This window comes from Methanobrevibacter sp., from assembly GCF_045646205.1.
GTDB lineage: Archaea > Methanobacteriota > Methanobacteria > Methanobacteriales > Methanobacteriaceae > Methanocatella.
In genome coordinates, this window is record NZ_JAZRKF010000026.1 from 1 (window position 1) to 23,812 (window position 23,812).

Here is a 23,812-nt window from a genome sequence, read left to right on the forward strand (position 1 = left end):
AATATTAGTGCCTGCAGGTAAACCTACACCATCAGCGTCTTTTACATAACAGTCAGGAACGTAAGTCAATGGAAGATATAAAAAAGCACCATCAAGCGCTTCCTCTTTACCACTAATCATATTAATGAAAGTCCAATTTGCATCTCTCAAAGTGACAGTAACATCAATAGTCTTATTAACAGCAGGCCTGTACTGGTCATCGCCAGCAAAGCTGACTGTAATTACAGCATTACCTTCACCAATAGCTTTAATCTTGCCGTTTTCAACTATTGCAACAGTTGAATTGCTTGAAGTGTATGTCAAGTTGCCTGCATCGGCAGGAGTCAAAGTTGCACCAGCATCAATTACATCATTGACTTTCAAATCAAGAGTGGAGTTAGTGACATTAATTTCAGTAGGAGTTCTAGGATCAGCATTTGTTAAGCTGATTGTCATTGATACTGTTTCAAAAGTAGCAGTTACACTGGCATCTCCAATTTCTTTAGCAGTGTATACCACTTTTTCACCGATTGAAGATGTAGTTTGATTCAGTTCTCCCAGTGTCTGGGATAAAGCCAAATCGATATTGATTTTTGAGTTAGCATATTCAGATGTTGATCCATATCCATAGGCATACCATTTAAAAGTAACATCTGAGCTTCCATCTACTTCAATTTCACCAGGTTCTGCTGTAGCATTTAAGAACAACCAGAAAGTCACATCAAGCCCAATATTAGGTTTTGGATAGTAATTAGTAGCATTGTTTCCAAACCAGTTGAAATTGGCCTTAATAGGGGTTCCTGAAGTAGCAGCAGCAATAATGCTGTCGCTAACATTATTGTTTACAAAAATTGAGTCATGGATGTTATTACTATAACCAACACTATTCGAAATCTTAATCACATTATTTCCAGTGTTGTTTATAAATATTCCAGTTATATCAACATTATTAATATTTTCAGAGAAATAGATTGCTGCACCTCCATCAGTATAAGTTGCAGTGTTATTAATAAATGTGGCATTTATATTGGAATTAATAAGACCGCTTCCAAAGTAAATTGCACCACCATAGCCACTTGATTTTCCATTTTTAAAGGTTAAACCAGTTATATTTATGGATGTGGCTGTAACAGTCCAAATTGTACTTAAACTTTCTGCATCAAAGATAGCTTCTCCGTCACCGTATTTTATGAAGTTTAAATTTTTACTAATGCTTAAACCTGTATTATCGCTTCCTTTGTATTCACCAGATGCAATCATGATTATCTGACCATCGCTAGCAGCACTGATTGCTTCACTCAAAGTCTTGAATGCATTTTCTTCACTTTTTCCGTTTCCGCTGGAAGTTTTGCTTCCATTAACATACCAGATGCCGGCAAAATTAGTTAATCCTACGGCATATGATGCTGTTTCAAATGTGGCAGTTACTTCAGCATCACCACCTTGTCTAGCAGTATATACCACTTCTTCACCGAGTGAAGCGGCATCCTTATCCAATTCACCAAGTGTCTGGGTCAAATCCAATTTGAGATTCATTTTTGATGCATCATACTTGGCAGTTGATCCTGAATCGTATGAGTACAAATCAAAAGTGATTTTTGAGCTTTCACCTAATCCAAGTTCACTGGAATCAGCTGTAGCGTTCAGGAACAGCCAATCGTTCATTTCAAAGTTACCCACATCAGGTTTGCTGGTGTAGTTTGTAGCATTGTTTCCAAACCAGCAGTTAGTAATCTGATTGGATGAACCTTCAATGTTAAAGAGAGAATCTCCATTATTGTTTATGAAAATTGCGTCATGAATTTTAACATTGGAACTTGATTGTTTTATATTAATCAGTTTTCCGGGATTGTTTATGAATTTCCCGGTTATGTCAACATTATCTGCAGACTTAAGGAATATTGGGCATCCACCATCATTACCGATATTTATAAATGTGGCATTTATAGTGGAATCCTTCATATCCCTAAATTCAGAATAAAATACATAATCAGCATTTTTAAAAGTTAAACCGTTAATATTTATGGTTAAAGCATCAACATAAGAAGTGAAAAATCGACAATGTTCTTCATCAAAGATTGCTTCGCCGTCACCGTATTTGGTGAGAGTTAAATTATTATTTTCAATCGTCAACCATCTATTATAGTATCCAGTGTATGTTCCGGCCGCAATCATAATTGTATCACTATCACCGGCAGCCTCTAAAGCATATTGCATGTTCTGGAATGGACTTGCCTCACTTCCATCTCCTCCTGAATCAGCAGAGGAGTTAACATAAATAGTTCCAGGTCCTGATCTGACAGTTACTGGGAATGTAGTTGAAGCTTTGTTTCCATAATCATCCTCAAATTCAAAAATTCCAGTAAAGGAACCTGGTGATTTATCATAGTTAACAATTATCTCTCCCCAATTGTAATATAGATTATATTCCTTTTTTTCATAGTCCCCTATTTTTATGCTTCCGACACCATTACCCCAATGTTGTTCTGGATCATCAACCCGGATATTAAAAGTGAATGTGTAGTCCTTGCACAGATCTATTGTCTTTGGAAAGGTATAATCTATATTAATATCCCCAAGTACATCATCAGAGTTTGCAACCTGTAAAATTTCTTTATCGTTTTCTATAACATTACTGTCATTGGCTACATCAGATACCTCTGAACTGTAGTCCAATGCAAGCTTTTCATTTGCTATACCGGCCGATTCATCAGCTGATAATACTTCTGTTCCATTGCTATCTGCAGCGCTTGCCGAAGCTGCAAAGACAAGTAAAATCAGAAATAATGATAGCATGACCAGCACATATTTCTTTGATTTCATCATTTTCACCCATTACTATTACCGGCTAAAACATTCAAAAAATTTGCCAATATAATACATTTTTCATATATTAAACTTATTTAAAAATGATTAATATGTTCAAAAACATATATGGATTGATAAAAACATTTCAGTCGATGTAATATTTTATGTTTTACCCGATAATTAAATGTTGTTATTTATATTTTTAAACACAAAAATGAACAGTTTTTTATTTTTTTACATGGTTTTTAGCATTAAAACAAAATTGAAAATTTTTAAATAAAAAAAATGAATGAAAAAGTCAAAAATCCACATAACAAACATCCAACGTGAAACAAAAACTAATGCGATAAAAGTTCACCATAATAATCAATTGGAATTTTTGACTTTTTACAAGAGATCAACCTCTAACTATTAATATTAACCTCATCATTAATAAATTAAGCAGTTATTTTTCATATGAATATTGCTCCAGGCGAGTTATAATCAATGAGGCGGTTAAAAAAGAAAAAGTTACCTGCTCATGAAAAATAACCTTGCGAAGTAAATATTGCTCTAAGGAGGTTATATTGTCTGAAATGAAATAAAAAGGCTTAAATACTTCAAAAGACTAAGTATAATATGGCAATAAATATTATTGCCACAGACAAAAACTTCAATTATGAAAAATCCTATAGTAATGCTTGGCTATATAAAATCATCATAAACCGAGAAAACAAAAAATCTTTAACTTGTGTCCTCCCCTATAAGCATTACTTGTTGTGAATAATACACTCCATTGAAAAAGCAAGTTAAAGAAATGTGGGGCTTAAATGCCCCACCTATTTTTCGAATTTTTCCCTGAATTCTATAAAAACTTCCAATAAATTGTAATCCAATCTTTTAATGCCTTTAAAAGATATTTTATCAGGAACGTCCCAATATGCTGCGGCAATGCCTCCTGCAATGGCTGCCATGGTATCTGCATCACCGCCCAAAGAAACCGCATTTCTTATTGTATCCTCATAATCGTCAGCTTCCAGAAAGCAGATTATCGATTCGGGAACAGAACCTTTACATGATACGTCAAATTTATAATCAGGCCTTATGTCATCAAGCTTTCTGCTTAAATCATAATGATAATTCTCTTCAATGTGTTTTTTGATTTCCTCTTTTGTAAAGGAGTTTCTGGCCAAAAAAATTGCATCGTTTGTAGCCAATGCCCCTTTAATGCCTTCCGGATGATTATGTGTAACATCAGCAGACATTATGGCCAGTTTTTGAGATTCCTCCAATGTTTCTGATACCCATGAAACAGGAGAAACCCTCATTGCAGATCCGTTTGCCCAGCTGCCGTAGGGTTCGGGACTGTCCTGACTGAGCCAATCCCTGAACATTCCACCGTAACCTGCATTGGGATACATTAAGCCGAACTCTTTAATTTCGGATATTAAAACTTCCCTGGAATTTTTGTCTTTCATAAGCCATGAGGCAATGGCCAAAGTCATTACCGTATCGTCAGTGAAAGTGGAATATGCATCATACAATTCAAAGTCCTTTGTTTTTATGGGAGCAAATTCTCTTGATGAACCTATTATATCGCCGCAAATTGTGCCTATTATACCTTTCATGAGAATTTATTTGTAAAAAAGTTCATTTAAATATATTGAAAAATATATCATTTAACATGAAACAGAAACAAATTTTAATTATTTTAATCGTTATTATTTTAGCGGTTGTTGCCTGTTTAACAGCATATATGCTTGTTCATTCACATCAGGAAAGCTTTATGACTTTAAGAATAAGCAGCAGCTGCACTGTTGATGTGCCAAATACCAACAATACGGTGGAACGTCTTGACGGAGGCGTCACCAGATATATGTTCCCGTCAAGCGAACTGAACATTACACATCAAAAATCAGGAAATAACAGTGAAATCAGGTCAATTAACAGCAATCAAATCAAGAACTCCGAAAAAATTGAAGAGCATATTTATCGTGACACGTCTACGGGAATCTATTCAATGTTTATTGAAAACAAGGGCACCGGAGACGCATTGCTCATCACTTCAAGCAATTTGGACTTACTGAAAAAAGTTTTCACAGGAATCAAGTTTAAAAAAGTCCTGAATAAAAATATTGACAACAATACAACGGACAATGCTACAGAAGAAGATATAAACGAACCGATTAATGAAAGCAATTGGGAGAGCTGGTCATGGCAGCCTGCTTCCAATCAGTCAGGAAGCAAACAGAATACCAATCCGCAGCCCGATACTACTCCAAGCAGCGATCCGGTTCCGGAAAAAGAGTCAAAGTATCCTTCATACATTCCTTGGTCATGATGGGTTAAAAAAAATAATATTATTAGAAAGATGTTATGAATGTCTTTCTAATACAAAATCAGCAATGTCAGAAAGTACTTGTTTACTTGAAGAATCAGGTAATATTTCGAGTACTTCTTTTGCCTGGTTTACAGATTCTAGTGCAAGATTTCTTGCATATTCAATTGCACCACATTTTGTTAAAATTTCAATAGCTAAATCTATATCTTCCTGTGAATTATTATCATCTTTTAGGATTTCCAATAATTTATCCTTATCGTCACCTGCAGATGAAAGGCCGTTGATAGCTATGATGGTCATCTTGCCTTTGCCGATGTCGGAACCGATAGGTTTACCTAAAGTCTCTTCATCACTTGCAAGGTCGAGATAATCATCCTGAATTTGGAAAGCAAGACCTATGAGTCTTCCGTATTCATACATTGCATCAATAACTTCCTCGGAAGCTCCGCCCATAATGGCTCCAACTTTGGTTGCAGCGGCAATTAATGCACCTGTTTTTTTAAATATCATTTCCATGTATTCTTCTTCAGATACATCGAAACGGTCTTCAAAGCCCATATCCAATGCCTGACCTTCACAGATTTTTACACATGCATCAGCCACAGTAGCTAAAGCCTTATTGTTTTGGGAATGGGAGGTACCTTCACTGTTGATGATAATTTCAAATGATTTTGAAAATAATGTATCTCCTGCCAAAATTGCAACGTCTTCACCCCAGACCTTATGAACTGAAGGCATACCTCTTCTCATGTCATCATCATCCATGATATCATCATGAATTAATGAAAAGGTATGGATAAGTTCAATTGCAGAACCTGCTTTAAGGGCATCTTCCTTTTTACCTCCAACAGCTTCAGCGGTTATTAAACTTAAAGACGGTCTGAGCATTTTTCCGCCGGCTTTAGTTAAATAAATTGAAGCTTCCTGAAGATTATCTGGAGTAATAACATTTAATTCATCTTCGATTGTTTTAATAATGTCAGATGAATAATTACCCAATATTTCTTTTACATCACTCATATTATCTCTCCTAACTTTTAAAAACTTGCGCTTGTGAATTTCTTAAAATATGAACATCATAACCGATTCTGTAACCTTCTTCTTCAGCCAATTCCCCGTAGGCTGCAAGCATTGATAAATCTCCGTGTGCCGGAATGATATGCTGAGGTTTTATCATACGTAAAAATTCTCTGTGGTCTTCTCTTCCGGCGTGACCTGAAACGTGTGCGTTCGGATAGATTCTGGCACCTTTTGACTGCAATCTTCTTTCCATAATGTGTCTGTTTGCAGCATTTGTCGGATTTGGAATAATCGGTGCGGAAATAATAACGTTGTCTCCAGGCTTAATATTGAATGGAGTTCTTCCGCTGGCTATCCTTGGCAATAATGCATCAGGTTCACCCTGGTGACCGGTTGTTACAAGTAAATATTTATCACGAGCTTCATCTGCTTCCATTAAAGCTCTGTTAACTGCTTTTGGACTTCCATAAATACTGGCATTCTTTGGCAATTTTAAAATTCCGTGCTTTTGTGCTATTCCGCAGAAACGTTCCATGGATCTTCCGAGGAAAAATATTTCCCTGTGTGATTTTTTAGCAATGTCAGCGATTGCCTGAACCCTTTCAACATGTGATGAAAAAGTGGTGACTATCATACCCGTTTTTTCATGTAACGGTCCTCTCATCACGTCTTCCAAAATATTACGTGCAATACGTTCGGAATGTGTCTTTACCTCATCATAATTTTTAGCATTTGTAGTCTCAACAATTAAAGCAAGTACTCCTTTTCTGCCCAATTCTTTTAATCTTCTGTAATCAGGCGGTGGAGATACTTTTTGATGATTGTCAAATTTAAAATCAAGTGCATAAACAATAATACCTTCAGGAGTGTGCAATACTGGAAATACTGCTTGAGGTATACTGTGTGTTGACTGAACGAATTCCAAAGTAATGTTTTTTGAAAGCTTTATTTTTCCTCCGGGATTTAAAACCTTAATCGGATTGTTTACTTTGAATTTACGTTCACCTTTTATTTGTTTTTCAATTAACGCAGCTGTATATGGTGTTCCAATTAACGGTGCATCATATCTGTGAGCCAATTTGGCTACAGCTCCAATGTGGTCCAAGTGACCGTGGGAGAAAACTATTCCTTTTACTTTACCGTCAACGTCTTTCATTAATGTATCGTCCGGAATAACTCCCCTTTCAATTAAATCTAGGCTATGCATTCTGTCAATATCTGTATCTTCATGCATGCTAATTCTGTCAAGATGAATACCCATATCAAAAATAATAACATCATCGCCGATCTTGACAGCAGTCATGTTTTTACCGACTTCCTGATATCCTCCTATTGCGATTACTTCAACGCTCATATGTTTCCTATCTCCTTGAATAATTCTTAGTGTTAATTCCTCGTTCATTTAGCCATTCTTTTGTTTTTCCACGAATAACTAATTTTGATTGTTTCAATTCTTCAATATTATTAGCTCCAACTAAAAACATGGCTATCCTTAAAGAATCATTGAATTTATTGATAAAATGATTTAATTCTTCCTGTGAAATTGATTTTTTCAAAAATGGTAAGGCCATACCCACACTGTCCGCTCCAAGAGCAATGGCTTTGGCAGCTTCAAGACCTGATCTGATGCCTCCGGATGAAATGACCGGAACGTCAACACTATTGACAACTTCTGCAGTTGAAATAGCAGTTGGAATTCCCCAATCCCAGAATAATTCACCGTAATATCTGTCTTCTGCCCTATATGTTTCAACGGCAGCCCAGCTTGTTCCGCCGGCACCTTCAATATCTATGAAACTGATTCCTGCATCGACCAGCTGTTTTGCGGTTTCTGCAGATATTCCACATCCTGTTTCTTTTGCCATGACAGGAATATCGACCACGTCAGTAATCTTGGAAATTAATTCCAGATATCCTCTGGCATCCAAATCGCCTTCAGGCTGAATTGATTCCTGAAGAGGATTGAGATGAATGGCTAAAATATCCGCATCCAAAATTTCAACAGCCTTATTGGCCAGATTCAATTGGGGTGCGCCGATATTGCCTACCAATAAACAGTCCGGAGCATTGTCACGAACAACAGAATAGGTGTCTGCCAATTCCGGATGTTCACATGCAGCTCTTTGAGAGCCGACTCCCAAAGCAATATTATTATCTTCTGCAGCAATAGCTAATTGTTTATTGATTTCTTTTGCAGCAGGATGGCCTCCTGTGATTGCTGTTATAAACAAAGGAGAATCTAATTTTTTACCGAAAACTGATGTGGACAAATCAATATCATTCTTATCTACTTCAGGAAGTGCATTATGTATCAATTCCACATCTTCAAAACCTGTGGTTTTATCCTTAAATTCAACATCATAATTTTTACAAATTAATAAATGCTCTAATTTTCTATCAGAAATCATGTTTAACTCCTTGAAATAACAGTTCCCTTAACATCATCATTCTCTAAAACTTTATAAATATTGTCTTCAACTTCAGCATTTATTATCTTAGATTCTATTCCTAAATCAGCCAAATATAAAAGTTCCTTAATCTTACCTACCATACCGCCGGTTACATCAACGTTAGTGGTTCCTTCCAATGCATCCAAATCTTCAATGGATGAGAATTTTTCATAAAAAACAGCATCGTCATGCGTTTTGGGATTTTTGTTATAAACACCGTCTACATCAGTGCCTAAAACAACTTTTTCCGGATTTAAATTACCTGATAAGTATTGTATAATCTGATCTCCTGAAATAACACAAAATTCCAAATCCTCATCCAGTACAACATCACCGTATATTACCGGAACGAATCCTTTTGATAAATAATTCCTGAAAATATCCAAATTTCCTTCAGTGATTCTTTTGGAACTTGCAGTCATGAATGAAGAAGCGGGAATTGCAATAACAGGCAAACCCTGAGATATGAATTCCTCACAAATAAGCATGTTTAGTTTTTTTACTGCATTTTGAATTTCACAAAAGCCTAATCTTTTTTGAGGATATTCCTCTTTATCAAAAGCTTCACCTATTTTGTATTTTTTTGCAGGAGGATGGCCGAAAGAACCTGCACCATGAACTATGATTAATTCCTTGGAGGAATTGTCCAAAGACCTTTTGATTTCTGAAGCGATTCTTTTTAAGCTTTGAGAATCTACTTCACTTTCAGGTGCATCCTTGTTAGTTAAAATACTGCCACCAATTTTTAAAATAATCATGAAAATCACATACGAACTCTAGAAGAAACTCCACGTTTGGTAAAATTAACATGTAAAACATTATCCTGTTTTGAAATACCTTCAGCAACTTCCTTGGATTTTCCCGGACAAAGGGCTATAATACTTCCTCCACCACCTGCACCGGTGATTTTTGAACCTATTGCACCACATTCTCTTGCAGCATAAACCATACGGGACAATTCCACAGTATTAACACCTAAAACATCTAAAAATCCATGATTGATGTTCATTAATTCACCGATTTTTTTGTAATCTCTTTTAAGAATTGCCTGTTTAGCGTAATTCGTCAGATTACCCATTGATGTGATAACCGGGTTTATGACTTTCGGATTTCTATTTTTAAGAGACCTCACATCCTTAACCATTTTACCCGTATTCCCATGTTTGGTAGTGTATCCTACAACAAAAGGAGCATTGAAATTAACTTTAAATGGTTCGAATGTTTTGTTTCTTGATAAATAAACGAGCCCTCCGTAAGTTGATACCAAAGTATCCAGCGGAGATGCGACACCCTGAACTGCCTGTTCAACCATATGCGCATCATGGGCAAGAGATTTCTTGTTGAAACGAATGTTGTGGTATCTGTATAATGCCGCAAGTGTTGCAACGGTAACTGCTGCAGATGATCCCAATCCGGAACCGATTGGTATTTCAGAAGATAAAGTCATTACAATTGGACTATGATCATGAACTCTATGAAAAGCTTCTAAAATATATCTAATAATACCTGGCTTTCCTTTCTTTAAAATATAAGTTTTGTTTCTGGTGTTTAATTCAACTTCAAAATTCAAATCGTAGGATCTTAAAATAGACTTTCCGTTATATGACTTTTTAATTTCAACATATGCCCTTTTATTTACGGCACCCGCAATAGCCGGTTCGCCATAAACAACGGAATGTTCTCCAAATAAAATCATTTTTGCCGGAGCAGAAGCCATAGCTTTCATAATGACACCTATTTAAAAATACCTGACGCATATCCTACTACTGAAGTCAAATCCCCGGTTACATCACCGCTTGTCTTATATTCCAGAATATCGCATTTATGCTTGTCTGACATTTTGGAAAGAGCGATGGTGGCCATAACCGGACCGTAACCACACATGGTTATATTATACTGGATTACTTCCTCATAAAGTTTGAATTCATTCATGTGTTCAATATCTTCCAGTACAAAGCCATCAACTGTGTTTGCCTTTTCCTGATTATTAAAATGAGATAAATCGGTACTTGCAATAACGCAATAAGATTTATTTAACTTTTGAGCTGAATCAAATATTGCCTTTGCAAGGTCTGAGGAAGCAGAAAAGGATTGAGAACCCATTACAATAGGAACTATGGAAAAGTCATTGCTGAAATACTGTAAGAAAGGAAGCTGCACTTCAATTGAATGTTCAAATAAATGGGCATCAAAATCTGCTGACGCCACATCTGAACAGGATATGATTGAATTTGCAAAATCTTCATCAATATTGACGTTTCCTAATGGAGTAATCCATTCTCCTTCATTGAAAACCGAAACTTCACTACCATAACCAGTATGATTGGGACTTAATATAATAAAAACTTCAGGAAAACCGTTTTGAACTATCTGGCAATAGCCGTGAGAGGCTACGGGGCCAGAATATATGAAACCCGCATGCGGAACCATAACATTGATGGGATAATCTGTACCATCAAAATTATTTAATTCGGGAATGAATCCCACCCCAAACTCACTTGTAAAACAATCCTCGATTGTCTTTTTAAGAGTTTCAGGGTTTTTCGGATAAAATGATCCGGCTACAGCAGGTTTCCTTATCATTCAATTCACTTAAAATTTAAGTTCGAAATCAGTTGCTTCGATATCTAAGTCACCGTCTTCAGGAATTTCTCCTCTTTCTCTTAAAATTTGTCTTGCAAGTAACCAGTAAACTAAAGCAATAGCTTTTCTACCTTTGTTGTTGACAGGTACTGCAATATCAACAAAACTGAGTAAGTTTTCAGTATCACATAATGCAATAACAGGAATACCGTTTTGTTTTGATTCAAGAACAGCTTGTGCATCTGATCTAGGGTCAGTTACAACAATGATTTTTGGTTCAATGAATTTAGCGTAATTAGGATTGGTTAAGGTTCCAGGAATGAATCTTCCAGGAATGGTTGTTGCACCAGTGATTTCACCGAATTTTTTAACAGGAGCCTGACCGTATTGTCTGGTAGCTACTACTAAAATGTCTTCAGGTTCGTATTTTGCTAATAATTTTGCGATTTGTCTGATTCTTTCATCAGTTTTTTGAATATCTAAAACATATAAACCGTCAGATCTTACTCTGAATATGTATTTTTCCATATCGCTGGTTTTTTGTTGGGTTCCGATATGTAAACCTGCTGCTAAGTAACTGTCTAATTCAATTAATAGTTCGTTTGTCATAATTAATTCTCCTTAATAATTTTATTTAAAAGTCATCTTCAATTTTTACACAATCTTCAGGACATACATCCATACATACTTCACAATAACTGCATTCGTCAGGGTCAACTATTTCGATTTTATCCCCGTTGAGAACTAAAACTTCCATAGGACAGACATCAGCACATTCAGCGCAGTCATCGCCTCTGCATTTTGAGTAATCTATAGTTATTTTTGACATATTATAACTCCCCTCTTTAAAATTGACCCATTTTCGGATTTGTAAGTTCCTCTTCAATGCGTATAAGTTCATTTAATTTAGCTATTCTTTCTCCGCCGATAGCTCCTGTCTTAATCATAGGTGAAGCAAAACCAACAGCCAAATGAGCTATTGTCTCATCAGTTGTTTCACCTGATCTGTGGGATACTACAGGTACGATATTATGCTGTTTAGCTAATTTAACAGTCGCATAAGTCTCAGATAATGAACCGATTTGATTCGGCTTAATAATGATTGCATTTGCCGCATTCATTTCAATGCCTTTTTTCAACAATTCCTTATTTGTAACAAATAAATCATCACCGCAAACAAGACATTTATTGCCAACCTTGGACGTTAACTGAGCAAAACCTTCGAAATCTGATTCGTCAAATGGATCTTCGACATAAAACATCTTATAAGTATCTATAATGTCTTTTACAAATTCAATTTGCTCTCCAGTATCTCTTTGGACACCATCTTGAGCATAGACATATTTCTGTTTTTCTGAATCCCATAATTCAGAAGCAGCCATGTCTAGAGAAGGTCTGATTTCAAGACCTAATTCATCACCAACGTCTTCACATGCCTTAGCTTGAATTTCTAAAGCATCATCATTAGTAATGTTTGGAACCCATCCACCTTCGTCTCCTTTTCCACCAGTGAAATTGGAGTCTTTGGATTGGATAAGTTCTTTTAATCTTTTGTGAACAGAAGCATTAGCAAAAATTGCCTCAACAATATTTTGAGCCCCAATAGGAACAACCAAAAATTCCTGAATATCCGGTGCATTAATGCCTGCATGAGCTCCACCATTCATCATATTTCCTAAAGGATACGGTAATTCATTAACCCAATTACCACCTAAATATCTATATAACGGAATGTTGGATGAAGCAGCAGCCGCTTTAGCAACAGCCATTGAAACTGCTACAGTAGTATTTCCACCGATAGCTGACAAGTTTTCAGTTCCGTCCACTTCTCTTAATACTTCATCGATAGTAGTAATGTCATTAGCATCCATACCAATAAGCTCTGAAGCAATAAAGTCTTCAACTTCGCTTACAATAACATCTACCCCACCTTCGGGAAATGAGACCACTTCTCTTGAACCAGTACTCGCTCCACTAGGCGCAGCTGCTCTGCCAAAACCGTTCCAAGTGGTTACGTCCACTTCAACAGTTGGGTTTCCTCTGCTATCCAGAATTTTACGAACTTGGACATCTTCTATTATACTATCCAAAAAAAACACCTCAGTGTCAGTTGATTTGTTACCACATAACCTATAGCCCTTAAAAATCAGTAAGTTTCTTTATAGAGTTATTATGGTATTTTTTATTTTTTTAATAAATTTAATTAGAATAAATAGATTAACTATTTATTCAATTCTTCATTTTTTATAACATCTAATGGTAAAACTCCTTCTTTAAGTTCTTTATAAGCAATATCAATAGGGTCTAAGGAGTCGCCAAGTTCAACTTTTGGTTTTGCACCCATAGATATTTGAATTGCTCTAGCCCCAAGAAGTCTAGCTTGTTCAAATCTTGTTAATTCTTCCATTTCCATAAATATTACTTCCAAAGTTTTATTTTACCAAGAGTAATTTTATTTTAACAATATCCCTACAACTTGTAAAATCTACTCCCATGTTTCCACATGAGAAATCAACATTCTTCTACAACAGTATCTGGTTAAACCTAAATCATCTAAAATATCTTTAGATTTTTCTCCAGCTGCAATTCTACGATTGTACTCATCAAAATGAGCTGATACAGGTTTTCCACAACTTAAACATCTTATAGGAATCATTTAAATCATCTTTTATAAATTTTAATAAAATATAAAAGTACAGAATAAAATTATCTGTAACTTTTTTGTTTACGTGCTCTTGCTCCAGGACCACCGTATTTTTTAGGTTCTGAACGTCTAGGGTCACCTACTAACATAGTTCTGTCGTATTGAATGAATTTTTCTTTTAAATCCATATCTTGTGACCATTGTACAAGTCCTTTTGCAATAACCATACGTGCAGCTTCTGCTTGGCCCATTACTCCTCCACCAACAACATTGATGTTAATGTCAACTTCGTTAGCTAAGTCACCAGCTAATTTTAAAGGTTCTTGTAATTTTAAATTAGCAAGCTCTGGAGAGTAAAGTTCTAAAGGAACTCTGTTAATTCTAACTTTACCGGTTCCTTCTTTAACGGTACCACGAGCAATAGCTGTTTTACGTTTTCCACTTGTATGAATAACTTTAACCATAATCACACATCCATTTATCTAAAAGGTAGCTCCTAAAAGTTTGGAGATTTCTCCTAATTCGATACCTTTTTTGAGATCTTTGTATTCTGCTTCAGGAACTGCTTGGAGTTCTGCATCAGCATATTCAGCAGGTACGCCGACAAATGCTTTTAAACCTTTAAATGCGGTTTTACCTTTTGATTTTTTGAAAGGTAACATTCCTCTTACAGTTCTTCTAAATATATCATCTGGTCTTCTAGGATATTTAGGACCTAAATCACGAGGGTTAGAGATACTTGCTCTGTCCACTCTTTGTTTGTATTTAGCGTAAGCCCAATCCCTGTTTCCAGTTAACATAATTTTTTCAGCATTAAGAATTACTACTTCTTCGCCTTCTAAAAGATTTTTACTAGTAATACTAGCTAATCTTCCTAAAACGCATCCTTCTCCGTCAATAATCATCATCTTTAACACCCTTATTCAATGATCCTAATGTTTGATCCTTTAGGATTAGTTTCGATTATCTCATCAATTGAGATGCATTCTCCACCTGCACTTTCGATTTTTTCCTGTGCTTTAGCTGAGAATTTTAATGCTACAACATTTACTTTTTTGTCTAATTCACCATTAGATAAAACTTTACCAGGTACTAAAATAGTTTCATCTGCATCAGCATGTCTGTTAATATCGGATAAGTTTACTTCTGCAGTTCTTCTATTTGACCTACCGAGTCTATTAGCAACATCTTTCCAAATAGCTGCATCTTCACTTTTTGATTGTTTATTAAGTTTATTAATAAGTTCAATAAGGTTAGGATTAGTTTTGATAATTTTCTTAACCATTATTTACTCCTCCTTCTCACTAAAACTGATAAATTTTTCTGCTTTTTCACCTAATTTATCACAAGCTTTTAATAATACCTCTTTAGGAGGCATTGCTCCATCAGTTTCAATTCTAAATATGAAATCATTTTCACGATATCCTACGTTAATGTAACTTTTGTCAGGTGCTCCGTTTGCAGCAGCCCTGTTAATAGAAGCCCTTACACAACTTTTACACATAGCACAGTTTTCAATATCCAAGATTTTAATCTTTTTAGATCTTTTATCTGATTTTAAGACACCTCTAGGACATGCATCAGCACAGTCATAATCAATGTCCACCTCATCATTGAAGGTAATTTCAGGATACTGTTTATATGCACAGACAGTGGTTGGCATCCATTTGACATGGTTTTTACCGTAACCTACTTTTGCATAAGCTTCTACAATGAGTTCTTCATCTTTTTTAAGTTTAACAATAGGAATTGTATCGTATACTGGTTTAATTTTTGAGTCTGAAGATATTAAATCCTTAGAATAAACTACCTTAGGTCCGACTTCATTTAAACTGAATGCAACACCCTGACGGTCAAACCAGCCATCATCTTCAGGCAATAATAATCCTTCAATTGCATCCAAATCAGATACCAAAGGAGTTAAACCAAGCCTATGAGCAAGTACCTCATTAAACATAGCTGAATCATTTTTAATAATATTCACATCTTCAATAGCTATTTTAGGAACATTAACCATTGCAGCTCTTCTGATAGCATTTATAAAAGGCACTTCTGCATCACGAACAATGAAAACAATTTCATTATCGCTTTGACTTTTTACTTCTATCTCCATATTAAACCCTTCCATCTATACTCTTCTTCCTCTTTTACCACCAGGTCTTCCAGTACCGTCGTGAGGAATTGGAGTGATATCTTCTATCTTACCAATTTTAATTCCAGCTCTTGCTAAAGCACGGATAGTAGCTTGTGCACCAGGTCCTGGACTTCTAGGTCCGTTTCCACCAGGAGCTCTTACTTTAATATGTAAACCAATAAATCCTTTTTCTTTAGCATCATCAGCTATTCTGGTTGCTGCAGCCATAGCTGCGAAAGGTGAAGCCTGTTGTCTGTCTGCACGTACAACTTTACCACCAGACCATTGTGAAATAGTTTCAGCACCAGTAATATCTGTTACAGTAATAATAGTGTTATTGAATGATGAGTAAATATTAGCTATACCCCATTTTTCATCTTTTGCCATAATTACACCCTTTATTCCTCTGTATTAGCTTTATTATCCTTATTGTTGTTGTACTCTTCAATTTGTTTTGCTACAGGTGAAGAACGGTAGAATCCAATTTCTTCTTCCTGACCTTTTAATACTACATAACTTGGGGAGTTGATTTTTTTACCGTCTAAAGCTATGTGACCGTGTACAACAAACATTCTAGCTTCTTTAGGAGTACGAGCTAAACCTTTTCTGTATACAATAGTTTGTAATCTTCTTCTTAAGATATCTTCGACAGTTAAACCTAAGATATCTTCGATTGCAGCGTTTTCAGGCAAAACACCGGTTCTAGCTAAGTGTCCTAATAATTCTAATTTTTCTTCTTGCATTTGATCGCTTGAGAAACCGAGTAAGTATCTTGCTTCCCTACGATATCTTCTAACTAATGTGTCAGCTTTCCAAATTTCTTTTTTGTTTTTTAAGCCGTATTTAGTCATTAATTTATTTTCATCTTTAATTCTTTCTGCATTCCAAGGATGTGGTGGTGTATTATACTTTTTCCTTGATTTTCTTGGTTGACCCATTAAAACATCTCCTTATCTAAATAAATAATTTATATTAAAAATAGCGTTTATGCTTATGAACGTCTTACACCAACTGAAGCACTTTTTCTGAAAGTAGATTTGGTTCTTTGACCTCTGACAGGTAAACCAACTTCGTGTCTTCTTCCTTTGTAACTTCTGGTCTTTTTCATTCTGTTTAAATCATCTCTTAAAGTCATGTCAAGATCAGATTCGATTAAGTGAATGTCTTCACCAGTTACATAGTCTTCCCTACGATTTAACATCCAGGATGGAATGTCAAATGCTTTAGGATCTTCTATAATCTCTTCAATTTTTGTAACATCTTCATCAGCAATATAACCGATTTTAGAATTTAAATCTAAGTCTAATACACGGCATATAGTTTTAGATAAAGATAATCCTACACCTTTAATATCAGTTAAAGCGTGCTCGATGGTTTTATTACCATCTACATCCTTTCTAGAAATACGCACCAAGTGCTTAAATTCGTCTTCCATTAAATAACCTCCATTTATAGAGCGAACCTACGAGACGTAAAATAATAGATTCGAATGTTTTGAATTTCTCAAAACACAGTTCTTTCAACAATTATAAACTTAGTTAAGATAACTAAGAGTGCAAAAAAATATCAGTTTAACAATATGTTTAATTAATTAAATTAATTAAAAAAATAAGTTGTTAAAAACTAATAAGCGCCGAGACTGGGATTTGAACCCAGGAGGGCAAAACGCCCACGAGATTTCCAGTCTCGCGCCTTACCAGGCTAGACTATCTCGGCACAACTAGCTCTAAAAAAATACTTGCACACATATTACACTATGTAACATGATACAATAATATATAATGATTAAAGTATATAAAGGTATTGTTTAAAATAAGATTTTAAAGAAAAAATCTAAAAAATTGAAAAAAAGAAATGGAATAATTCAAAAATTAAATCCCAAATCAATATAAAATTTTTTCAAACAAATCTAAAAATATTTTACCCAATATTAATATATAATATAATGGTGATAAAATGGATTGGATTGTTACCATAATAGTAATTGTACTAATTATTTTTGTTATTTTTACAATAGTTCATATGTATAACAGATTAGTTAGTTTAAGAAACAGAGTTAAAAACTCTTTTGCACAGATTGACGTTCAATTAAAAAGAAGAAATGATTTAATACCAAATTTAGTGGAAACCGTAAAGGGTTATGCTTCACACGAAAAAGGAGTCCTTGAAGAAGTGACAAAAGCACGCAGCAATGTAATGAATGCATCCACCGTGAAAGAAACAAGTGAAGCAGACAACCAATTGACCGGTGCATTAAAAACATTATTTGCAGTTGCTGAAAACTATCCGGACTTAAAAGCCAACAGCAACTTCCAGGAACTGCAATCCGAATTAAGTGACACTGAAAACAAAATCGCTTATTCAAGACAGTTCTATAACGACACCGTGTTAATGTATAATAACGCATGTCAGCAATTCCCATCAAACTTGCTTGCAAGATTGTTTGGATTTAAAGAATCAGAATTCTTTGAAACAGATACGGAATCAAGGGAAGTACCGAAAGTAGAATTCTAATGGTGAATGCCATGAACCATAAAAAAATAGCTGTGGCCATAATATTATCGTTGGTGATATTGTCTACAGCTAATGCAATTTATGCAGAAGACCGAGATTACAGCATTATAGATGCAATAATTGACCTTACCGTTAATGACAACGGAATTTTAAGCGTCAATGAAAGTTATACCTATTCCTTTGACGGAACGTTCAATGGAGTCTATCGTGATATTCCCCTGAAAAGCGGTGAAAGCATAGAAGATGTCAATGTTACGGTTGACGGTGCCTATGGAGAATTTAAGGTATCCGACAGAGATAATGGGCAAAAACGTATAACCGTTTATTTATGGGCAGATGAAGGCCATACCAAAAAAATTCATGACCAGGAAGTGACCGTAAAATACTCATACTCAATGAAAAATGTTGTAACACTATATAATGATATAGGATCTCTTCAATACAAGCTATGGGGAGAAAACTGGGATTGTGATATCGAAAAGATAACTGCAAACATACATTTGCCGGGAAATAAAGACAATCAATATTATTTGAATCCGGAATATTTCAGTTCAAGCGATTCCCTAAATGGAGACACAATACATGTGGAAACAAAAAACATTCCAAAAGGTAAATTTTATGAACTGCAGGTATTGATGCCGTTGGATGATTTCAAAGATGCTACTTATGCCAAACATGTTAACGCCGATGCCAAAGACCAGATCATGCAAAAACAGGCTGACTATAAAGGCAACGTTAACTTCTGGGGTACTGTATTTAACGGATTGTCCACACTATGTCTTCTTTCACCATTATCATTGATTGCCGTTTATCTGAAATACGGCAGAGAACCTAAAGTTAATTATAATGGCATTTATGAAAGGGAACTGCCGACAGACGATTCACCTGCTGTCGTTAATGCGCTTCTTAACAGAAACAGCATTGGAAAACCGGACATGAAAGGATTTGAAGCTACAATAATGGACCTGATTGACCGGAAAATATTGAAAATGGATGTTGTGGAAGCAGAGCATACTTCAGATTTGATTCTGGAATTCGATGACGGCAAATTCAATGAAATGTCCAGAAGCGAAAAAAGCGCTTACAGCTTACTTGAAACATTCAGTGCTGACGGCATATTGAACGTCAGTCAATTGTCTTCCAAGTTAAACAATGAATACAACGGCAAATTGTTTGTATCCAAATTTGATGAATGGAAAGAAATTGTAGAAAAAGAGGAAATTGGAGAAAACAGACTATCCAAATACTTCAATGATACAGGAAGCAGCTTTAGTACAGCATATTCAATATTCGGAATAATTATCGCTGTAATATTATTCATTGTATGCAGCTTTTCAGACCATCCTGCATCAGGGACATTGTTTTATGTATCCATATTCATAGGCATATTGTCAGTTGCACTTCTCTTTATCCCTGACGATATTTTTGGACAATGGACTCCTGAGGGCCGTGTCTACTATCTCAAATGGAAAAACTTCAAGAAGTTTTTATCAGACAACAGTTTAATTAAAGAACACCCTCCGGAATCAATAGTTGTCTGGAACAAGTACCTCGTTTATGGAACCGCTCTTGGAGTAGCCGATAAGGTTTATGAATCCATGAAACTCCATGAACCTGCAGTGCATGATGATGACTATTACTATGGCGATTTATATCGTTTCCACTCATACTCCGGTTTAGTGATGCTAAACAGTGCATTCAACACAGGAGTATCAGCAGCAAACCCATCATCCGACGGTGGTGGAATCGGCAGCATCGGAGGAGGTTCCGGTGGTGGAGGTGGAGGAGCTTTCTAGCTTCCCACCCAAAAACCTCACCATTTACTTTTAATTAATCCTTACATCTATACATCACACATAGCAAAATTAAGAAAATAATAATTGATTTCATTAAATGAAAAATACAACCATTTAAAAATAAAGTAAAATATTAAAGTATAAAATAAATAACTGAAAATGAAAAAAAATGAAAGTTATTTCCAGAGTCTTGGATAAATGTCAGGTTTCATGAATACTTTTGAAGTGTTTACTACAAAACCGCCTTCAGCTTCAAGGATTTCATCAGCAAAAAACAATGAATTACCTGCACCGACCAATTCACCTTTTAAAGTTTCAATAGCCACAATATCTCCTCTTTTGATGTCATCTGAGATATATGCTATTCCTCCGCTTGCCAAATCAGCACCATGACAGATTGCATCAACAGCGGAATCCTTAATTATGACTTTTGGAAGATAATCTGCAGCCCTTTCCATAGGCATTATCGCTTCTCTCAGGTATGATTCATCACCGTCTTCTATCCAGAAATGATATGCATCGGTTACATCCTGTAAAGTAACCAGATTCTCACGTTCACGAAAAGATCCGACCTGGGTTCTTCTAAGTTCGGCCATGTGGGCACCGACACCCAGTGCTTCACCGATATTGTGACAGTATGTCCTGACATAGGTTCCTGCTTCACAGCCTATTCTAAACAATACGTCACGGCCTTTGATTTCATAAATTGTAGAATAATAAACATTACGGGTTCTCAATTCACGTTTTACAGCGGATTTTACTGGAGGCAATTGGAAAATCTTTCCAGTGAACTCTTCAAAAACACGGCGGATTTCACTTTCAGGAACATCTGAATGAAAAGTAAGCAAACAAACATACTCCTTTGGAGCAGTCAGCAATAACTGAATTGCACGGGTTGCATCAGCCAAACCTACAGGCAAAACACCTGTAACCTTAGGGTCTAAAGTTCCTCCATGACCTGTTTTGTCAAGTTTTAAAATGCGTTTTACCCAGGAATCCACTTCATGGGATGTTGGTCCTGATGGTTTATCTAAATTAATTACGCCTTTCCTGATATAATCTTCGATAGGTCTTTCTTCAGGTTTACAACCATATTCAGGGTTTGTAATTGATTTGGATTTTGTAATTAAATTAGTTTTCATGAATTAAACCTTATTAAAAAAATAGTATAAAAAATAGTAAAAAATAATGAATAAAGTTAATTATTCATCTATAAATCAGCTAAAGCTGCTTTGATAGAATCAGCGTCGCCAGAAACATCGATAGTTTCTTCAGTTGGTTCTAAGTGAGCAATGTTACATCTTCTGTTTTTGACTGCTTCACCAACAACTTCCACAAAGTTTTCATCGATAATTTCAACGATTGCACATTTTTCGCCAGCTTCTCTACCGGCGATTTTTACACATACTCTACCTACTTCGATTGATGCCATTTATATCACCTTTAATGTTTGAATAATGATTTCTGATACGTTTTCAGGATTGAAAGTATCAGTATTTATAATTAAATCATAGATATCCATATTTGAAATGTCAATGTTATGGATTTCCATGTATCTTAAGGCTTCACTTTTTTCACGAGTTATGATTTCGCTTTTGGCCACTTCAACAGATTTTTCTTCTCTTTCAGCTATTCGTTTAGATCGAACATCAAATGGAGTCACTAACCAAAGTTTCAAATCAGCATTATCAACAAAATATGCGGATAACCTGCCTTCAATTATTAAATTTTCTGCTTCTTTGGCCTTTTGAGCTTGCCTTTTGTCAATTTCCTTATCAATTTCATCATTACCTTCGGCAAATTCACTAAATTCAAGAACGCTCATACCATGCTCTGCAGCCATTTCCCTGAATACGAAACCTGCAGAGATGTAAGGAATATCCAACTTTTCGCTGAGAAGTTCAGCGGTAGTTGTTGTTCCTGTTCCAGCTAACCCACCGATTGTAATTATCATTATTTTCTAGCCTCGTTTTTGAAAAGTTTACGAGCACATTTTGAGCATAAGTACCCACCGTAAGGACGGCTAGGTCTTTTTGCTGTTTTTGATAATTTTCCAATTTCATATGGACGTCCACGAGGAACTCCATGTAATACTGCACCACATTCAGCACAAACATGCTTAGATGGTTTTTTCTTTTTGTATCTTAAAACATTTTCCCCACCGGGAGTGTTTTTATGAATTCTTTTATATGATCTTGATCTAAACCTATTTGCAGGCATTTAATCACCTATAAATTTAATTTTAATAAATATTTAATAATTGTGTAATAGCGTATTCAATATAGAATATTATAATATATTTCTCTTATCATTAATAAATGTATAGTTTTATGACCTATTTAGAACCCTTGTTTGAATCCTAAGAATTTTCTTAAAATCTGGCTCATACCAAAGGTACAAATCATATACCATAACAACCAACCAATACCATATGGAATAGTTGCTTGACCACCGTACAGGAAACTGCCAATGAAATGCCAAACTGGAGTTAAAATAACCCAATAGACAGTTTTCGGTAAAATAATTACCAAATCATGGATTGCAGAAGACCTCATCCAGAAAAATATTAAAATAATCGGAACAAAAGTTACAATCATCGGTTTGAACTGATTGGTCATCATTGCTGTCTGGTTTTTCATCAGTTCAGCCTGTTCGGCCTGAAGTTTAGCAACTTCTTTACCGTCTCCTCTTTTTTGAGCATCTCTTAATCTAGCATTAAACTCTTTCATTTCAGCCTGTTGCTCATTCAATTCATCTTGATCCACCAGATACTTGTTTGCAACGGTGGTAATCAAGGACACAATGAATGCAATAATCAAAACTGTCAAAGCCGGATTTGCCGGATTTGGGTCTAAAGCAAGAATAGGATTAAAGATTGCATTCAACGCTTGATATACAATTCCCATTGGATCAACCATAATCATACCTCTATAAATTTAATACATCTACCAATTTTTTGACTGAAGAATCTAAATGATTGTCGTGGTTTGATAAGATTTTGACAGTAGCACCGGTCAATGTGGCGTAAGCCATTGAAGTGGCCCTGTTCATTTCTTGATGCAATTGAATGTCTTTTGCTTTTTGCACATCACGAACACGAGTGTCATCATTTAATCTTCTGTAAATAATTTCATCAGGATAAGCTTCAATTAAAATGAAAAGATCTGGTTGCAATTCATCTAAAACCCATTTTGGAAGACCTGGCAAGAAACCGGCAGGAGTATTGATAGTACAGTGAGTATCTACAATAACATTGTTCTCTTCAGATCTTTGTTTGATTTCTTTAGCAGCCTTTGCTTGAATTTCTTTTTGTGTTTCAGCTGGTAATTTCCTTAATTCATCCCTATCTTCAACAATATTTTCATTAATAGCGATTTCAGTCATTATGTCACCATAGTTTAAATGTACATAATCGACTTCATCAAGAGCCCTATTAAGTAAAGTTGTACTTCCAGAACCTGGAATTCCTGTTAATACTACTAATTTCAATTTAATCCCTCATTTTTTAAAAAGATAATAAGAGAAGAATTAATCTCCTCCTAAAACTTTCCTAAGGATTGGGTT

The 23,812-nt window shown here is 35.4% G+C and carries 29 protein-coding genes and 1 tRNA gene; 3 read left to right on the top strand and 27 right to left on the bottom strand.

The genetic code is table 11. The annotated features are described in order from the left end of the window. A partial coding sequence (locus ACKI44_RS05370; protein ID WP_407422291.1) for a hypothetical protein occupies positions 1-2,802 on the bottom strand: 2,802 nt, incomplete at its 3' end. An 803-nt stretch (positions 2,803-3,605) separates the two neighbouring features. Further along, entirely contained in the window at positions 3,606-4,394 is a 789-nt protein-coding gene (locus ACKI44_RS05375) for an ADP-ribosylglycohydrolase family protein (RefSeq protein WP_407422293.1), read from the bottom strand. Between the two features lie 56 nt (positions 4,395-4,450). Between ACKI44_RS05375 and ACKI44_RS05380 the strand changes: the two genes are divergently transcribed. Next, a complete protein-coding gene (locus ACKI44_RS05380; protein WP_407422295.1) occupies positions 4,451-5,107 on the top strand; it encodes a hypothetical protein in 657 nt (218 codons plus the stop codon). A gap of 33 nt (positions 5,108-5,140) precedes the next feature. Here the strand turns inward: ACKI44_RS05380 and idsA are convergent, their stop codons facing one another. The 19 genes from idsA to ACKI44_RS05475 form a co-directional block, all read right to left on the bottom strand. Beyond that, on the bottom strand, positions 5,141-6,127 hold the full coding sequence (gene idsA / locus ACKI44_RS05385) for a short chain isoprenyl diphosphate synthase IdsA (protein WP_407422297.1): 987 nt from the start codon (positions 6,125-6,127) through the stop codon (positions 5,141-5,143). 10 nt (positions 6,128-6,137) lie between these two features. Then, the gene (locus ACKI44_RS05390) at positions 6,138-7,481 is read right to left on the bottom strand and encodes an RNase J family beta-CASP ribonuclease (protein WP_407422338.1); all 1,344 of its coding nucleotides are present in this window, start codon (positions 7,479-7,481) and stop codon (positions 6,138-6,140) included. Positions 7,482-7,488: 7 nt separating this feature from the next. Further along, positions 7,489-8,535: a type 2 isopentenyl-diphosphate Delta-isomerase gene (gene fni, locus ACKI44_RS05395; RefSeq protein WP_407422299.1), complete on the bottom strand. Its 1,047-nt coding sequence runs from the start codon at positions 8,533-8,535 to the stop codon at positions 7,489-7,491. A 2-nt stretch (positions 8,536-8,537) separates the two neighbouring features. Continuing rightward, complete coding sequence (locus ACKI44_RS05400) at positions 8,538-9,335, bottom strand: isopentenyl phosphate kinase (RefSeq protein WP_407422301.1); 798 nt, start codon at positions 9,333-9,335, stop codon at positions 8,538-8,540. Between the two features lie 5 nt (positions 9,336-9,340). Beyond that, entirely contained in the window at positions 9,341-10,303 is a 963-nt protein-coding gene (mvk, locus tag ACKI44_RS05405) for a mevalonate kinase (protein ID WP_407422303.1), read from the bottom strand. Positions 10,304-10,311: 8 nt separating this feature from the next. Next, positions 10,312-11,160 carry an AmmeMemoRadiSam system protein B gene (gene amrB, locus ACKI44_RS05410; RefSeq protein WP_407422305.1) on the bottom strand — a complete coding sequence of 283 codons (849 nt, stop codon included), beginning with the start codon at positions 11,158-11,160 and terminating at the stop codon, positions 10,312-10,314. A gap of 9 nt (positions 11,161-11,169) precedes the next feature. After that, positions 11,170-11,769, bottom strand: coding sequence for a 30S ribosomal protein S2 (gene rpsB, locus ACKI44_RS05415; protein WP_407422307.1), 600 nt, complete (start codon positions 11,767-11,769; stop codon positions 11,170-11,172). Positions 11,770-11,794: 25 nt separating this feature from the next. After that, positions 11,795-11,989, bottom strand: a complete 195-nt coding sequence (locus ACKI44_RS05420; protein WP_407422309.1) for a 4Fe-4S dicluster domain-containing protein — start codon at positions 11,987-11,989, stop codon at positions 11,795-11,797. A gap of 16 nt (positions 11,990-12,005) precedes the next feature. Beyond that, positions 12,006-13,250 carry a phosphopyruvate hydratase gene (eno, locus tag ACKI44_RS05425; protein ID WP_407422311.1) on the bottom strand — a complete coding sequence of 415 codons (1,245 nt, stop codon included), beginning with the start codon at positions 13,248-13,250 and terminating at the stop codon, positions 12,006-12,008. Positions 13,251-13,381: 131 nt separating this feature from the next. Beyond that, complete coding sequence (locus ACKI44_RS05430; protein ID WP_303737509.1) at positions 13,382-13,588, bottom strand: DNA-directed RNA polymerase subunit K; 207 nt, start codon at positions 13,586-13,588, stop codon at positions 13,382-13,384. 57 nt (positions 13,589-13,645) lie between these two features. Then, positions 13,646-13,816 carry a DNA-directed RNA polymerase subunit N gene (locus tag ACKI44_RS05435; protein WP_303737508.1) on the bottom strand — a complete coding sequence of 57 codons (171 nt, stop codon included), beginning with the start codon at positions 13,814-13,816 and terminating at the stop codon, positions 13,646-13,648. 50 nt (positions 13,817-13,866) lie between these two features. After that, positions 13,867-14,268 (bottom strand): 30S ribosomal protein S9, encoded by a 402-nt coding sequence (locus tag ACKI44_RS05440; RefSeq protein WP_407422314.1) that lies wholly within the window; start codon positions 14,266-14,268, stop codon positions 13,867-13,869. A gap of 18 nt (positions 14,269-14,286) precedes the next feature. Next, positions 14,287-14,709 carry a 50S ribosomal protein L13 gene (locus ACKI44_RS05445; protein WP_407422340.1) on the bottom strand — a complete coding sequence of 141 codons (423 nt, stop codon included), beginning with the start codon at positions 14,707-14,709 and terminating at the stop codon, positions 14,287-14,289. A gap of 14 nt (positions 14,710-14,723) precedes the next feature. Further along, positions 14,724-15,089 carry a 50S ribosomal protein L18e gene (locus ACKI44_RS05450; protein WP_407422316.1) on the bottom strand — a complete coding sequence of 122 codons (366 nt, stop codon included), beginning with the start codon at positions 15,087-15,089 and terminating at the stop codon, positions 14,724-14,726. 3 nt (positions 15,090-15,092) lie between these two features. Beyond that, entirely contained in the window at positions 15,093-15,917 is an 825-nt protein-coding gene (locus ACKI44_RS05455) for a DNA-directed RNA polymerase subunit D (RefSeq protein ID WP_407422318.1), read from the bottom strand. Positions 15,918-15,932: 15 nt separating this feature from the next. Beyond that, a complete protein-coding gene (locus tag ACKI44_RS05460) occupies positions 15,933-16,325 on the bottom strand; it encodes a 30S ribosomal protein S11 (RefSeq protein WP_042694547.1) in 393 nt (130 codons plus the stop codon). Positions 16,326-16,336: 11 nt separating this feature from the next. Beyond that, on the bottom strand, positions 16,337-16,876 hold the full coding sequence (locus ACKI44_RS05465) for a 30S ribosomal protein S4 (RefSeq protein WP_407422320.1): 540 nt from the start codon (positions 16,874-16,876) through the stop codon (positions 16,337-16,339). A 53-nt stretch (positions 16,877-16,929) separates the two neighbouring features. Beyond that, a complete protein-coding gene (locus ACKI44_RS05470) occupies positions 16,930-17,373 on the bottom strand; it encodes a 30S ribosomal protein S13 (RefSeq protein ID WP_407422322.1) in 444 nt (147 codons plus the stop codon). A 196-nt stretch (positions 17,374-17,569) separates the two neighbouring features. Further along, a tRNA-Ser gene (locus tag ACKI44_RS05475) sits at positions 17,570-17,654 on the bottom strand. 306 nt (positions 17,655-17,960) lie between these two features. Here ACKI44_RS05475 and ACKI44_RS05480 point away from each other — a divergent pair. Together ACKI44_RS05480 and ACKI44_RS05485 are read left to right on the top strand one after the other, a co-directional pair. Continuing rightward, entirely contained in the window at positions 17,961-18,452 is a 492-nt protein-coding gene (locus tag ACKI44_RS05480; protein WP_407422342.1) for a LemA family protein, read from the top strand. Between the two features lie 11 nt (positions 18,453-18,463). Then, positions 18,464-20,248: a DUF2207 domain-containing protein gene (locus tag ACKI44_RS05485; protein ID WP_407422324.1), complete on the top strand. Its 1,785-nt coding sequence runs from the start codon at positions 18,464-18,466 to the stop codon at positions 20,246-20,248. Positions 20,249-20,424: 176 nt separating this feature from the next. On the opposite strand, the gene ACKI44_RS05490 is transcribed toward ACKI44_RS05485, so the two are convergent. From ACKI44_RS05490 to ACKI44_RS05515, 6 genes are all read right to left on the bottom strand, one after another. Next, positions 20,425-21,390 (bottom strand): RNA-guided pseudouridylation complex pseudouridine synthase subunit Cbf5, encoded by a 966-nt coding sequence (locus ACKI44_RS05490; RefSeq protein ID WP_407422326.1) that lies wholly within the window; start codon positions 21,388-21,390, stop codon positions 20,425-20,427. 68 nt (positions 21,391-21,458) lie between these two features. Next, positions 21,459-21,680, bottom strand: coding sequence for a 50S ribosomal protein L14e (locus ACKI44_RS05495; RefSeq protein ID WP_407422328.1), 222 nt, complete (start codon positions 21,678-21,680; stop codon positions 21,459-21,461). Continuing rightward, on the bottom strand, positions 21,681-22,202 hold the full coding sequence (gene cmk / locus ACKI44_RS05500) for a (d)CMP kinase (protein ID WP_407422330.1): 522 nt from the start codon (positions 22,200-22,202) through the stop codon (positions 21,681-21,683). Continuing rightward, positions 22,202-22,468, bottom strand: a complete 267-nt coding sequence (locus ACKI44_RS05505) for a 50S ribosomal protein L34e (RefSeq protein WP_407422332.1) — start codon at positions 22,466-22,468, stop codon at positions 22,202-22,204. Before ACKI44_RS05505 ends, cmk begins: the two co-directional genes overlap by 1 nt. A gap of 119 nt (positions 22,469-22,587) precedes the next feature. Next, positions 22,588-23,166, bottom strand: a complete 579-nt coding sequence (locus ACKI44_RS05510; protein ID WP_407422334.1) for a DUF106 domain-containing protein — start codon at positions 23,164-23,166, stop codon at positions 22,588-22,590. Positions 23,167-23,176: 10 nt separating this feature from the next. Beyond that, on the bottom strand, positions 23,177-23,737 hold the full coding sequence (locus ACKI44_RS05515) for an adenylate kinase (RefSeq protein WP_407422336.1): 561 nt from the start codon (positions 23,735-23,737) through the stop codon (positions 23,177-23,179). Positions 23,738-23,812 lie beyond the last annotated feature (75 nt).